At 62.1% G+C, this 13,671-nt stretch carries 12 protein-coding genes; 1 reads left to right on the top strand and 11 read right to left on the bottom strand.

The window, feature by feature from the left end; genetic code table 11:
- Position 1: 1 nt before the first annotated feature.
- The 5 genes from HX851_RS14025 to HX851_RS14005 are packed head-to-tail and all read right to left on the bottom strand — an operon-like array spanning position 2 to position 5,492.
- Positions 2 to 1,342: an aspartate aminotransferase family protein gene (locus HX851_RS14025; protein WP_177057959.1), complete on the bottom strand. Its 1,341-nt coding sequence runs from the start codon at positions 1,340 to 1,342 to the stop codon at positions 2 to 4.
- A complete protein-coding gene (locus HX851_RS14020) occupies positions 1,320 to 2,447 on the bottom strand; it encodes an aminotransferase class III-fold pyridoxal phosphate-dependent enzyme (RefSeq protein ID WP_177065796.1) in 1,128 nt (375 codons plus the stop codon). Before HX851_RS14020 ends, HX851_RS14025 begins: the two co-directional genes overlap by 23 nt.
- Before the next feature lie 9 nt (positions 2,448 to 2,456).
- Positions 2,457 to 3,338: a TauD/TfdA family dioxygenase gene (locus tag HX851_RS14015; RefSeq protein WP_177065794.1), complete on the bottom strand. Its 882-nt coding sequence runs from the start codon at positions 3,336 to 3,338 to the stop codon at positions 2,457 to 2,459.
- Positions 3,313 to 4,878 carry an AMP-binding protein gene (locus HX851_RS14010; RefSeq protein WP_177057956.1) on the bottom strand — a complete coding sequence of 522 codons (1,566 nt, stop codon included), beginning with the start codon at positions 4,876 to 4,878 and terminating at the stop codon, positions 3,313 to 3,315. Before HX851_RS14010 ends, HX851_RS14015 begins: the two co-directional genes overlap by 26 nt.
- Positions 4,875 to 5,492, bottom strand: coding sequence for a thermostable hemolysin (locus HX851_RS14005; protein ID WP_177057955.1), 618 nt, complete (start codon positions 5,490 to 5,492; stop codon positions 4,875 to 4,877). The genes HX851_RS14010 and HX851_RS14005 overlap by 4 nt, the downstream gene beginning before the upstream one ends.
- Positions 5,493 to 5,667: 175 nt before the next feature.
- Here HX851_RS14005 and HX851_RS14000 point away from each other — a divergent pair, with 175 nt between their 5' ends.
- Complete coding sequence (locus HX851_RS14000) at positions 5,668 to 6,588, top strand: LysR family transcriptional regulator (protein WP_177057954.1); 921 nt, start codon at positions 5,668 to 5,670, stop codon at positions 6,586 to 6,588.
- 487 nt (positions 6,589 to 7,075) lie between these two features.
- On the opposite strand, the gene HX851_RS13995 is transcribed toward HX851_RS14000, so the two are convergent.
- From HX851_RS13995 to tssA, 6 genes are read right to left on the bottom strand one after another with little or no spacing between them, the layout of a single operon-like run.
- On the bottom strand, positions 7,076 to 8,224 hold the full coding sequence (locus tag HX851_RS13995) for an OmpA family protein (protein WP_177065792.1): 1,149 nt from the start codon (positions 8,222 to 8,224) through the stop codon (positions 7,076 to 7,078).
- A 24-nt stretch (positions 8,225 to 8,248) separates the two neighbouring features.
- A complete protein-coding gene (gene tssE / locus HX851_RS13990) occupies positions 8,249 to 8,689 on the bottom strand; it encodes a type VI secretion system baseplate subunit TssE (RefSeq protein WP_177057952.1) in 441 nt (146 codons plus the stop codon).
- Between the two features lie 3 nt (positions 8,690 to 8,692).
- Positions 8,693 to 9,229, bottom strand: a complete 537-nt coding sequence (tssJ, locus tag HX851_RS13985; RefSeq protein WP_177057951.1) for a type VI secretion system lipoprotein TssJ — start codon at positions 9,227 to 9,229, stop codon at positions 8,693 to 8,695.
- The gene (tssG, locus tag HX851_RS13980) at positions 9,210 to 10,307 is read right to left on the bottom strand and encodes a type VI secretion system baseplate subunit TssG (protein ID WP_177065790.1); all 1,098 of its coding nucleotides are present in this window, start codon (positions 10,305 to 10,307) and stop codon (positions 9,210 to 9,212) included. The genes tssJ and tssG overlap by 20 nt, the downstream gene beginning before the upstream one ends.
- Entirely contained in the window at positions 10,271 to 12,043 is a 1,773-nt protein-coding gene (tssF, locus tag HX851_RS13975; RefSeq protein ID WP_177065788.1) for a type VI secretion system baseplate subunit TssF, read from the bottom strand. The genes tssG and tssF overlap by 37 nt, the downstream gene beginning before the upstream one ends.
- A 24-nt stretch (positions 12,044 to 12,067) precedes the next feature.
- Positions 12,068 to 13,654 (bottom strand): type VI secretion system protein TssA, encoded by a 1,587-nt coding sequence (gene tssA, locus HX851_RS13970; protein ID WP_177065786.1) that lies wholly within the window; start codon positions 13,652 to 13,654, stop codon positions 12,068 to 12,070.
- Positions 13,655 to 13,671 lie beyond the last annotated feature (17 nt).

Genomic DNA, 13,671 nt, shown 5'->3' with positions numbered 1-13,671 from the left:
TTCAGCGCTCCCCCTTGCTGCGCAGCAGCTTGTTGGGGATCTGGTACATGTTGCGCACCACCAGGGAGAACGCCTTGATCCCCAGGGCCGGCCGCTGGGCGATGGCCTCCAGGGCTTCCTCGGTCATGGTCAGCACATGCCGCAGCGCCTCGGGAGTGATGTTCAACGGCGGATAGAAACGCAACACCGGGCGACTGGCCTTCTCGTTCATCGAATGCCCGGCATGAATGCCGCGCTTGCCCAGCTCCATGCTCATCAGCGCTTCATAGACCGAGCCGCGCAGGCGCAGGCCGGTCATCAGCCCGACACCCGGCACGTCCTCGACGATCTGCGGGTAGCGCTCGGCCAGCCGTTGCAGGCCGTGGCGCAGCAGGCCGCCATTGACCCGTGACTGCTCCACCAGGTCGTGCTGCTCGATGTAATCGATGGCCGCCAGGGCCGAGGCACAGGCCACCGGGTGACCGCCGTTGGTACGCTGGTCCGGCTCGATCTCGCGCAGCGGATGCTGCCGGGTCAGGCGCTGGCTGTACATGGCACAGGCAAACGAGGTGTAGCCGCCGGTCAGGCCCTTGGAAAGAATCATGATGTCCGGCACCACTTCGTCATACTGCACGGCGAACCACTTGCCGCAACGGCCGAAGCCGGTCTGGATCTCGTCGGCCACCAGCAGGGTCTCGGTCGCGTCGCACAGGGCACGGATGTTGGCCATGTAGCCCACCGGCGGAACCTGCAGGTGCGCGCCGCCGAGGATCGGCTCGACATACACCGCGCACACGCCCTCGCCCACCGCCTTCTGCAAGGCGGCGAAGTCGCCGTACGGCACGTAGGTCACCTGCGGCGCATGGGTGCCGTAGCTGCGATGGTGCTGTTGCTGGCCGAGGATGCTCATCGCCGCCAGGGTCTTGCCGTGATAGGAATCGCCCATGACCACGATGCCGCGACGGTGCTTCTGCACCTTGAGCACGTAACGCAGGCTCTGCTCGATGGCCTCGGCCCCCGAGACCATGTACTGCACATCGCCCCAGTCACCCGGGACCAGGTCGCGCAGGCGCTCGGACAGCGCTTCCTGCAACGGGTGCACGCGACCTTCGGGGACCCAGGCCATGCGGTTCAGCTGGTGCTGTACCTGCTCGCGCACCAGCGGGTTGCGATGACCGACGATAAACACCCCGTAGCTGCAGGCGCAGTCGATAAAACGCTTGCCAGCATGGTCGGTGACATAGATGCCATCGGTGTGCTGTTCGACGCTGGTCTTGCCCAGGCGATAGAGCTTGGCCGCCGAGGCACTCCAGTGGCGCTGGCAATCATCCAGCAGTTGCTCATGCGGCAGGGTTAAGGACATGGCTGAAAGTCTCCTTGATAAGCTGGGCGGCACGCTGGATGGGTTCGGGGCGCGCGGTGATCGGGCAACGCAGGATCAATTCGCGGCCGCGCGGTTCGCTGACGTAGACGCCTTGTTCGTACAGCGCCTCGCACAGTTCGCTCGGTGTCAGGTCGTCGGGCAGCGGCACACTGACCCAGGCCCCGCAGGCGACCGCACCGACCGAGGCCAGGGCCTGGGCCAGGCGCTGGCCGTTGTCCAGGCACTGCCTGGCCGAATCGTGAGTGCGCACATAGTCCAGCGCGGTCAGCGCGGCCACGCACGCCATCGGGTTGCCCGCCGTGGTGCTGCCGTGTTTCGCCGGGCTGCTGCGGCCATAGACGTCATAGGCCATCTGTTCGCTGCAGGTATAGGTGCCGATGGGAATCGCACCGCCACCCAGCGCACCGCCGAGGACCACGATATCCGGCGTGTTGCGGTAGCGCTGGAAACCGAACAGGTGGCCCAGGCTGCCCAGGCAGCTTTGTACATCGACCGCGACGACCGGTGCCGCGGCCTTGGCCGCCCGCGCATACAGTTGGTCGAGCAGCGCCTGTTCGATCAGGCGCAGGTGACCGCTGTCGTCAATCACCGTGCTGGTGTGGCAGACCGCGAAGCAGTCGTTCCAGTCGACCGTGTCCAGGTCACCGACCCGACTGATCGCCACCCGCTCGAAGCCGAGGAAGCGCTGGATCTCCTGATAATCCTGGGACGCACTCAGGCAGCGCCCGTAACTCAGCGAGCCATAGTCGCCGCCCTGGATGAAGACAATCGTCTTGCCTTTGGGCTTGAGGCCCTTGCACAGCTTCAACGCACCCTCGAAGGCTTCGTCGCCGGAGCTGCACACATAGGAGCTGACCAGCGGCTCGGGCAACAGCTCGGCCAGGGTGCGGCACAGGCCGATCAGCGGCTCGGACATCAGCACCCGGTTGGACAGGCCCATGATGCCGGCCTGGCGGCTGACCGCGTCGATCACCTCGGGCACCTGGAAACCGAAGCCGCCGCTCAGGTCGACGATCTGGCGACCGTTGCCGTCGGTATAGGTCTCGTACTGGCCGGTGATGATTTGTTTGTTCCTGGTTTTCATAGAGAGGTCTCAGCGGTAGCTCAGGGCGTTGAAAATGCGCCGACGGTCGTCAACGATGGCTTGGCGGCCGTGCATCACCCTGCGGTTGTCGATCATCACCATGTCATGGTCGCGCCAACCCACCGGGTAGGTTTCCTGGGCGGTCACGGCGGCGATTTCGGCGAGGAATTCGCCCGGGATCGGCAACCCGGACAGCGTGTCGATCACCGGCGCCTCATAGTTGAAGGACGGTCCGAGGATGCTGTTGGCAAAGGCCGGGCGCTGGCTGAATTCCGAGACCAGGATCGCCGAGGTGGTGAAGGCGTAATGGATCGAGTCATCCTCCGGATTGAAGGAGATCTGCGTGCGCGGATCATCGCCGATGACTTGCAACAGGTCCTCGATGACCACCGCCGCCGGGTCCGAGAGCGTCGATGAGTAATGGCAGACCAGGCGGCGCCACTTGTCGCCGGCAACGGTACGGCTGTAGCGGATCGGGTTGAGCTCGAAGAACCCGCGGCACTCAGGGGAGAGCTTCGCCAGGACCCGCTCGCCATCGCACAGGGTGGTTTGCGAGCCCTTGCGCGGCGCTTCCTGGCAATAGAACCAGGTAATGTCCGGCCAGAACGGCGAGTTGCCGTTTTCGCAATGCAGGCCGACGGCATCGCGGCCCGCGTCCACCAGCTGCGCCGCGCCACCGACCATGACCCGGGCCGGATCGAGGCTCAGCCGCGAGCTGTGCTGGCGGACAAAGGCACTGAAATCCTCGGCGTTGTGAATGCAGTTGCGAAACAGCACGACACCGTAGTGCCCGAGCAATTCGTACAGTTCGGTCTTGCCGAGGCTGCCGAAATGGCGCGGTTCGACAATCGAGATATCCGGGTTTTCAGAGTGATAGGCAGGCGTGTTCATGGTGTGCATTCCCTTGCAGAGTGGCGAAGACAGTGGCGATATCGGCGCGCTTCGGGCGGCCGGTCACGGTGTAGAGTTGTTCGAGCAGCGGATCGTCCTTGGTCAGCAGCCACAGGTGGCTCGGGCGCTCGATATCGGAGAAGCGCCGGCCCGACCAGTTGGCCAGTTCGGCCTGGTCCGGTTGCGCCTCGACGCAGAGCAGGGCCACCAGGCCGTGGTCCTCATCGAAGAACACCGCGGCATCGCGCACACCCGGGTATTCGCGGTATTCCAGCTCGACCTGCTCGGGGCTGACGTTTCGACCATTGGGCAGGCAGATCACGTTCTTCTTGCGCCCCCGGACATACAGGTAGCCGTCGGCGTCCAACTCGCCCAGGTCGCCGGTGTCCATCCAACCATCCGCGGACATCGAGCAGGCGCTCGGGTCCAGGCCCGAGTAGCCGCTGAACAGCGAGCTGCTCTTGACCTCGATGGTCTGGTCGGCGCCGATGCGCACCTGGACATGGGGCAGTGGCTTGCCGACGCTGCCCAGGCGCTGGTGTTGCGCGGTGTTCATGCTGACCACCGAGGCGTTCTCGGACAGCCCATAGCCCTGGAACACCGGGATACCGTCTTCGGCGAGGGCGTTGAGAATATCGAGGCTGACCGCCGCGCCGCCGCAAGTGATGTGCACCCCCGAATGCAGGTAGCGCGACAGACGCTCGCCCTGGGTATCGACCCGGGTCAGTTGCTCGTAGAAACGATTGAGCATCACCGGCGGCACCGTCAGGGCTGTTGGCTGGACCCGCAGGATCCAGTCGATCAAGTCCTGGGGCGATGCCCCCGGCTCCCCCAGCAGTGCCTCTTCTTCCGGCAGGAAATACACGGTCCCGCCGGCCAGCAGCGGCAGATACGCGGCGGTCACCTGCTCCAGCAACAGGCTCAAGGGCACCAGCGACAGGTAACGACGATGGGCATCGGCCGGCATGCCCTGGCGCAGGGAAGTCAGCACCGCCCCTACCGCCGCCGTGCTCAAGCGTACGCCCTTGGGCCGGCTGGTGGTGCCCGAGGTGTGGATGATCTTGCAGATCCAGTCGCCGTCGTCCGGCTCATGCAATAACGGTTGCTCCACAGCCGGCTCGCTGATGCGGCGCAGGCGGTCGGCGGGGAAATCCAGCAACCAGCGCTCGGCCAGGGTGCGCAACCCCGCGCTATCGACCAGGAAACCGTCGCAACGCTCAGCCAGGTGTTCGGCCTGGGATTGACTGAATGCCAGGGGCAGCGGCAAGGCAGTGATCCCGGCAAACAGGCAGGCCAGATCGGCGATCAGCCAGTCACTGCTGTTGCGCGTGGCAATCCCCAGCACCGCCCGCTCGCCATCGGGACCGGCGCTGAAACGGCGCTGCAGCTCGGCGGCGAGGTTCAACGCGCGGTATTCCAGCTCGCCATAGGTCAGGGCAATCCCATGCTCGGGACCTGCGGCAACACAATCGACCGAACAGACTTCATGACGATTGACCTGCAAGGCCAGCCGCAAGTCGGCAATGAACGCGCGGCTCATGGTTGCGCCCTCGCTGGCAGGTCGGTCGGCAGCTGGCTGAACAGGGTGTTCAGGGTCAGCGCGGCGAATCGCGAGCGTTGCGGATCGACCCGGATAAAACCGGTGACCGGCAATTTCGAGTAGTAGCTGCCCCACTTCTTGCCGGCCTCATCGGCCAAGCGCTGCGGGTCGGCGGCGAGCAGCGGTTCGAAGACGATCTGGCAGCTTTCCATCATCTCCCGGACCCGGGGGGTGACGGTGCACAGCAGGTAATGGGCGCCCATGCACCAGGCCAGCAGGGGAATCATGTTGACCATGATGATGCCCGCCGTCAGGTGATGGGAGATCAGGCTGCCGATTTCGGCGATGTTCGAGCGATCAATGCTTTTCTCGAAGCGTCGCGACAGAATCGTCTCTACCGGCTCCGGCAGATACTGCTCGGAAAACAGTGTTCGATGATCGGCAAAAGTTATACCGGCGCAAGAAAGAATCCGCTCCTCGGCGTCTTGCGTTAGTGCAAAATATTGCGGGTTTGGTTCCACGCTTGCCTTATAAGAGCTGCGAAATTTTTCCTTCACAACTTCCGTCGCCTGCGTCCACAAGGGTGTCTGACTTTCCGTGACACGTACCAACATTTCGTCCTCCTCCGTCCCTGTGCAGGGGTTATCAAAATGCGAGACGCGAATATATGGAGGAGGCTTCCTACAGGCTATTTAAAAACTAAAATGCATCCGCTAATATACCAATAGGCAGATTTACTACAAACATGACGAAAAGTAATACCCATGGATATTCACCGAGACGGATTTTATGCTCAATAGCAATTTGCTCAGAAAGCTGGACATGCAGGACCTGATGGTATTCGTCGCACTTTATGAGCAGAACAGTGTCACCGAGGTCTCCGAAACCCTCTGCGTCAGCCAGTCCACCGTCAGCTACTGCCTGAAAAAACTGCGCACCAGCTTCGAGGACGAACTGTTCATCCACACCCGTAATGCCATGTGGCCCACCAGCAAGGCCACCAGCATGTACAGCCATGTCATCAACATCATCAAGAGCATCAACCTCTGTCATTCGGATACCAAACCCTTCGATCCGGCGAAGAAAGAGATCACGTTCAATATCTGTGCACCTGAATATTTTGAACTATTGATTCTGCCCAACCTGTTGAAGAGTTTTATCAAGAGCAGCTTCCCGGTCATATTGAACATCCACAAGTTTCATAAAGACATTCCGGTCGAGAAACTTGCCGATGGCCGTTTCGACCTGGTCATCTGCTCCGGCCCCAACTTTCATCGCGACGCGAAGAACTTCAAATCCAAAATACTGCTGGACGACGACCTGGTGTGCGTGGTCGACAAGAACTTCATGCCACCCGACAACAAGTTCAACCTGGAAACTTTTGTCGAGCGCCAACATATCTTTCCAACGCCCTGGATGTCGGACACCAACATGGTCGACGGCTGGCTCGGCAAACAGGGTTATACCCGGCAGATAGTTGCTCGCTCCAACAGTTATGTCGCGGCGCTTGAGATGATCAACGGCACCGACCTGGTGCTCACCCTGCCCCGGCGCATACAGGCGCTGATCTGCGACGAAACCAAGTTCGCCTTCTGCAAACCCCCGGCGGGCCTGCCCAGCTTCACCATGGACATGCTGTGGGACCGCAAGGCCGGCCAGAACAGCGCCAACACCTGGCTGCGCGAACAGATTGCCAAGGTCTGCGCCTAGGAGTGTCGCCGAGAGCCGGGACACGCGTTTGAGTGTGTACCGGCTCCGGTTAAATTGGTGCGGTGTCAATTAAAGGCCAAGTGGCGGCTTAGTTGAAAAAACGTCGGACAATCCGTCGATACTCATACTCCGGGCACGAGACACGGAAAACCTCTCGCCAGGCACTCCGCAAAAGCATGTTACATACCCGTCGACATGCGAGAATGCAGCTGTCCATGGGCATGTGTGAGTACAACAAGGGGTGTTGGCAACATATTGACGTCATTATTATGTTGATAATATTCTCTGGGCGCGTCTCGCTCCTTTCATCCAATCGGAAGTAATGAGCGGCGCGCCACGCCTTTCGCACAAAAGAACAACCCGCATAGACACCGATGAGTCGAAGCCCATTATTGCCGCGTGGGCAGTTGGAGCATCCGGAATACTAAAGTCAGGCGGCGCTATTACCTGCGAACTGAAGTCGCGGCTGATGTCTGACACTCCGGCGCTACCCCCAGGAAGGCTGTCCACAAGCCCCCGGTTGCGCCACCAGGCGGATATCGACACGCCGGTTGGCGGCACGCCCGGCTTCGCTGTCATTGCCCGCGACTGGCTGGCTGGCGGCAAAACCCTGCACGGCGAAACAGTCGTCGGGGATATCACCCATGCGTTGCATCCAGTCACGTACCGCCTGAGCGCGGGCCTGGGACAATCGCAGATTCTGCCCGGCATCACCCGTTGCATCGGTATGCCCGGTAATGACGATCAGCCAGCCGGGCCGGGCCTTGATGCCCACCAGTGCATCGATCAGCACTTTGGTAGAGTCGGGCCTGAGTTCGACACTGCCGACATCGAACAGTGACAAGCTGTCCAGGCGTACCGGAGCCGGTATCGTTCGCTCCGACCAATAGAATGTCGCCCGACGATACAGGCCATTGTCTTGCGCAGCGATCAACCAGCCGGCACCGATCACAACCAGGGCGACAGCCGCCAGCATCCATCGGGCTAGTCGGCGGCGCCTGGTTGCCGGGACGGGAAAGGGTCTATCGGGAGTGCGCTCTCCCAGCAGAATCATCAGCGGAATAACACTTGGCGATTCAGGCCTCGACGGCGGCACGACGATTTCGCCCGAAGAGGGGTTGCGCTCCAGGTGTCGGATCAGGCTGCCGACCTGCTGGCGCAGGAGCTGTCGCGCCACGAAAGACGCCAGCCCCTGACGATCCAGCGTCTCGTTCAAACGCTCCAGCCCGGCATCCAGACGAATCAGTGCCGCCAGACTGCGTGTACTGGTTTCCAGCCGACGCAGCAACAGCTGTAGCTGGGCGAACAACCAGACCAGAATATCCAGGCGCATGGCTGCCTCGGATGGCCACAAGCGCGGCCACTCTTCCGCCAGCGCCTCGATCAGCGCCACTCCCTGCACAACACCTTCCAGTCCCTGAAGTTGACCACGGGCCAGCGCAAAGCAGGCCGCGGTTTGCAGCTCCGCGCCGTTTTTCTGGAACAATGCCAGGCACAGGCGCTCCACATAGGCCCAGTCCGTCGGCGGACACGCCGGGTGGCTCAATTTGGCCAGCTCATCGCGCAACGCGGTGAATTCATCAAAACCGCGCGGGTCACCACCCACCCGAACCTGCATTTCAAACAACCCCACCATCCGGCATCCTTCCCATCCGGTTATTCATGAGTGCGACAAATAGTTCTGTCGCTTCAGGTGTCGTACCAGCACCTTGCCCTCAGGCTCCAGGGTGGTACCGAAGGTCACTCGCCCGCCGCCCCTGAGCTGCATGTCGAGGGCATACTCGAGATGCCCGGGCAGGGCCTGCGGCAACTGCTCGATGGCAATCGTTACCAGACGGGGTTCGTACTTGAGCAGGGTGTCGGCCATCGTGACCATCAACTCATGGGCCGAGGTGGGAAGCCCTTGAAGGACCCTGCCCATATCCGGCAAGCCATAGTCCGGCAGATGACTGAGACTTCCGGCGCGGCTGTTGAGGATACGTTGCAGATTGTCCAATACCGACAGGGTGTATTGGTCCTCCTCGTCGACTCGGGACACATCCAGTTCACCGGAAAAATTCTGCAGGAGCATTTCGTAGAGCGAAGGGTTGGCCTCGGTCATGGCTCATTCCTTCGCCAGGGGGCGCAGCAGTAATTGGTTGTCGCCCAACTCGATCACCCGCGCCCGATCCGGCTCCAGGTCATCACGGGCCAGGGTCAGACGCCAGCTACTGGCCCGGACATCCGGCTGGCGAAACAAGGCGACTGCCGCGACAAATCGCGCGTCCTTGTCCATGGGGACATTCAGTTGCGCCCCCTGCCCCGGCCTCACCATCACGGCGCGCTCATCCAGCAGGTCGCTGCCAAACACGCCATACGCATCATCCAGCAAACGGTCGTAGCTGGCCCTCTCCAACGCCCTGCTGTCACGCAGTTGGTACACGCGCACCAGGACCGGTGCCGACAACGCACTCATATCCAGCATGTCCGTATTCATCGCCGCCCGCCCATCGAAGTCCAGATGCAGGGTATTCACCTGCTTGTAGAAAATACTCCTGGCGGTGGATCGGGTGCCTTCCGTCACGGACTGCATCAATCCGCAACCGCCAAGCGTTGCGCTGAGTACCGTGAGCATCAATGACTTACAAAGGGTACGCGACATGGTGTATCTCCCTGTCCTGGGGGTTGCTTCGCAGGCCCTGATAGCGGCCGAGATTGATCGTGACAACGGCGTTTTCCGTGGCCTGCCAGGTTGTGCTGCCCAACCCCAGCAGCGCCGTCATGCCGAGCAGTACCGGCGCTCGCCCCAGCATCGGCACGGGCAGGCTGCACACCGGCAGCGACAGTTGCAGTTTTGCGGTGCAACGCCAGCCCAAGTACACGCGCAGCAGCGCCAGCAGGTCCTGGTACAGTTGACCGCCCGGCAACCAGCCTCTGGACTCGTGCCGGTCCCCGGTGAACAACGCGAGGTGCAACTGGCTATTGGCGTCTTGCCCGACAGGCCCCAACGGCGTGCCCTGGGACAGGTTCACCGGATGGCTCGCGCAGAGACCGGCCGGTTGCGCCAAGGGGATTTTCCGTGGCCAGTGCGCGGTGACTCGTACCCCGGTGCCAGGCGCCAGCAGCTTGACCAGTGCGCTGACACCTTCGGCATTGCGCGTGGGCAGACGCATCACCCCGAGTAACGCAAGAAAACGTGATATCGGCGTGGCGAGTCGCTCGGCAGTACCGGGAATCCCCAGGCCTATCAGTCCCAGCAGGCACTGTGAGGTCGCATCGCGGCCACCTGCTTCGAACGTGGCCGGGTACGAGTACTTGCGCCAGATACGGTAGAACTGGGTAAAAATCCGGTGATTGAAAATATCGAGAAAGGCTTCAAGTGCCTCATGCCCTTCTCGACGCTGGGCGATATCGTCCAGATAGGCCGTCGGCAGCGGTGAGCCCACCCCGTACAAGCCGAGCAGGCGGGTGCGCACCGTGGCCGGACGCCCGGGATTGTCCTCGTCGGTTTCGATGGCTTTCAACTCGCTGGCAGGAAAGCCCATGCTGGGGTCAGGTCGAAAACGTACCGGATCATCCGCCGGGCTGGCGGTACTCCCCAGTGGCGGATGATCGGGCAATGCCTGTTCCAGCAACTGGCAGAAGCGATACAGGTTCGCCTCGGCCACCCGCCCATCAAAGTTGTCCAGCAAACCACCGGCTTTCAGCCGGGAATACGCTGACTGTGATTCTCGCTCCATCGCAGGCACTTCCCGGTCGGTTGCAGGATCAAGGTGAGTTGGTTGTACAGGTGGATGTCGGCATACAGCGCGAAGAAGCGATTGAGCAGCTCGCCGAACAGACTGATATCGCCCTCGCCGCAGAAGCCGTTGGCATCCAGGGTGACTTCGATATCCACCCCACGCAGCAGAAAGCCTTTCTCGAAGCGCTGGAGCAGATAATGGCGAACCTCGACGATCGCCTCCAGCCGCCGCCGGTTCAACTCACTGCCTGTCCAGTCGTAGAGCGCCAGGGTGCCTCGCAGCACCTCGGCGCTGTCGAGCATCGGCAGGAAATTCGAGCCCAGGTGGCTGAGCACCCGCCAATGAAACCGGTCGCGATTCGGCGGATAGCACGGCAAGGTCGGCGGACACAGGTTGCGTACCCGCAATCCCCCCTCTTGACCGGACAGTGTCAGGCTATCGAGCAAGGTGCTTTGCAACGCCTTGCGTGGCAACTGACCGTTGGTGCCGGTCAGACTCAAGGACAGGCTTTCGCTGCCGTTCAGCCGGTCCTGGTCAAAGCCGTCGCCCCCCAGGATCAGCCAGGTGTCATGCAGGCCATTGGCGCCACGCCTCAAGCGCGTATGGAAGTAACGCTCGGGCGCCTCGTCGCGCAACATGCCGCCCTTGTGGCGAAAACTGCTGAACGGCACATAATCCTGCCGCTGGGCGTTCTTCGCGGCGGTGACCTGATCCACCGAATAGATTTCGATATGACCATCCTGCAAACGCATCGGACGCAACAGGTAATCGGTTTGCAAGGGGTCCAGGGTCAGTGGATCGGCATCCAGCGCAAACAGGTTGATCACCGGCACGGCATGCAGGCGAAGGTGTTCGGTGCGCAGTTCGAACTCATGGGGCCATGCCTCGCGAAGCACGACCTCGAGGTCAAACGAACGTGCTGCCGCGTCGATGTCCAGTTGTTCCAACCCACAGAGCGTCACGAACATGAACTTCTCGCGGAAGGTGAAGTATTCCAGCAGCAACTGATAACCGCTGAAGGCACTGTCACCCTTGGGCCACAGGCGATCCTCTTCGGCGAAACCCTTGGGCGAGAAATGACCGTCCAGCACACGACGCTCCGACTGCCCCGGCAGGCGCACGTACAACGCCCGGGCGTTAAGAGTCAGCGCCTGGTGCAATGCGCTGGCCAGCGGCGCATCTGCATACAGGTACAGCGGCAGACGGCTCAGGTCGATGTCGTTCCAGCTCGCCAGCTCGCTGCGGGCAAAACGCAAACGCAACAACGAACGCCCGTCCGGCTCATGGTCCAGTCGCAGCAACTCCAGGGTGAGTGGGCGCAGCGTCAGATCCTGGGTGGTGGTGTAGCGACAACGGGTGCCCTGTGGTCCGATGGGTTGTGACAACACTTCGAAACCCTTGCCGATGATCTGGTTGCGCTTCATCGTCTCGAGCTCGGGCAACAACTCGACGATCGACAGGGACGCAATGGTGCGCAGGTAATGCGGCCACAGCAGGCTGACCAGGCCTTCGGTCAACTCCGGCAGATCGTCGTCAAGCTTCTCGCGCAGCCTGCCCATCAGGAAGGCGAAACCCTCGAACAGCCTTTCCACATAAGGGTCCTGGGCTCCCGGTTTGTCCAGGTTGAGCAACGCCGCGCGATCCGGAAAAGCTTCAGCGAACTCCTTGCCGGCTTCGCGCAGATAACGCATCTCGGCGTCGAAATACTGCAATATCAGATTGTCTTTACTCACAGAATGCGTCCTGATCGATGAGGTTCAGCCGCAGAGCACTGCGGCACGTACGGGATCAATGGCCACCAGCGCCGCCAGCAATGCCTCCATCCTTCGGGCCATGGTGGTTTTGTCGGTATCGTTGCGCTGCGCTTTCAGACGCAACAGCTTGAGCAGACGGGCGTTGATCTCGAACACCAGTTCGGGCTCCCACTCGACCAGCGCCTGACGCCCGGCGATCCCCTCCAGTTCGCCCAACAGGTGCAGGGCCAGGTCACTCTTGCCATATTGCTCGGCTAGCCGCGCCATCAGCAGGCGCAGCAGCCAGCGCCGCCGCCCCGATTGCACGTCGGGTCGGGCAGCCAGCCAGGCCAACGCGGCCTCCACGCCATCGCTGTCTGCCTGCGCCAGGGCTTCTTCTTCCAACGACAGCCACTCGGTATCCGTCGCTGTCGATACCGCCGCCGGCGCGGGCAACCACTGCTGCGGCCGATTGCCACTAACCTGCTGGCTGAGCCACTCGCGAGTGGTCTCGTCGGCCAGGGGCGTACCGTCACTCCAGCACAACGTTTCCAGACCCGGCAGGCGCTCAAGGAACATGCCCAGGTCACGCTTGGCGATATCGGCCCAGCCGTCCCATGGCGCAGGCTGTTTGCTCAGCGCCTGGTACAGGTACCACTGCAGGTCCAGCCAGAAATGGTTCACGCCCTCGGCGTACACCCGCTCGACCAGTTCGAGCAGCTCACTCCAACGCCGTTGCAGATGCAGGCGTTTGAGCTGTGCCCGGTAGTCGGCGCGGGGGGCAGCCAGGCGGGTGTTACTGTCGACTTCCTGGGAAGGTGTCTGGTGCACGGTGTCCCAACGCAGGCTTTTCATCAGTCGATGGGCCGCCAGCCAACCCTGGGGTTGCTCGCGCAGGTAAGCCGCCAAGGCCCGACCACTGTCCAACAGGTCGCGCCCGGACTTCAGCGCCGGAGCAGACGGCGCGCCAGCCTGAATATTCGACTCATGGCTGGCACTGTTCTGCGGCACCACCGCATCCACCCCGCCGGATTGCGCCAGCCGGGTGGACAACGCGCCATACAGGGCGTCCAGGACCGGACGTTGCTCCGGTGGCCACGCACCCAGGCCATGCTCCAGCCAGGCCAGTGCCGCCACCGTGCGCTCGGCCTCGCTCTTGACGACTTCCGGGTACAGCGACAGGCTGTCCAGCACCTTGCTGCCGGCCAGCCACTCCAGGGCCAGCTTGCGGCTGTTGGGTCGGGCCGGTAGCACCTCAGCGGCATAACGCTCGATCAGCGCCGCCAACAAGCTCAGGCCATCGGCCAACCCCGCCTCGCCGTCCTTGTGCAGACGCGCCCACAGATAGTAGGTAGCCACGCGCAGATCCTTGCAGCGCTGGCTGAAGAGTTTCTGCGCCAGGTCGATCACCTGCCCGGCATCCGCTCCGGACAGTTTATTGACCTCATCGCGCATACGCTGGAAGTCATCGTCGTAACCGGGAGCCTCGCCCATCGGGGAAACCGCGTCGATGGGAGTCAACCAACTCTCCCAGGTCGCGACCTGTTCCTGGCCCAGGGACAGGGCATCGCGCTCGCCCAGGCAAGTGAGGATCAGACTCTGCAAGCTCATTCAAAACCCCCATTGCG

Origin of the sequence: Pseudomonas gingeri, from assembly GCF_013385635.1 — a bacterium.
GTDB classification, from domain to species: Bacteria; Pseudomonadota; Gammaproteobacteria; order Pseudomonadales; family Pseudomonadaceae; genus Aquipseudomonas; species Aquipseudomonas gingeri_A.
Note: the sequence above shows the minus strand (reverse complement) of the source record. Positions and strands in the feature narration are given on the sequence as shown.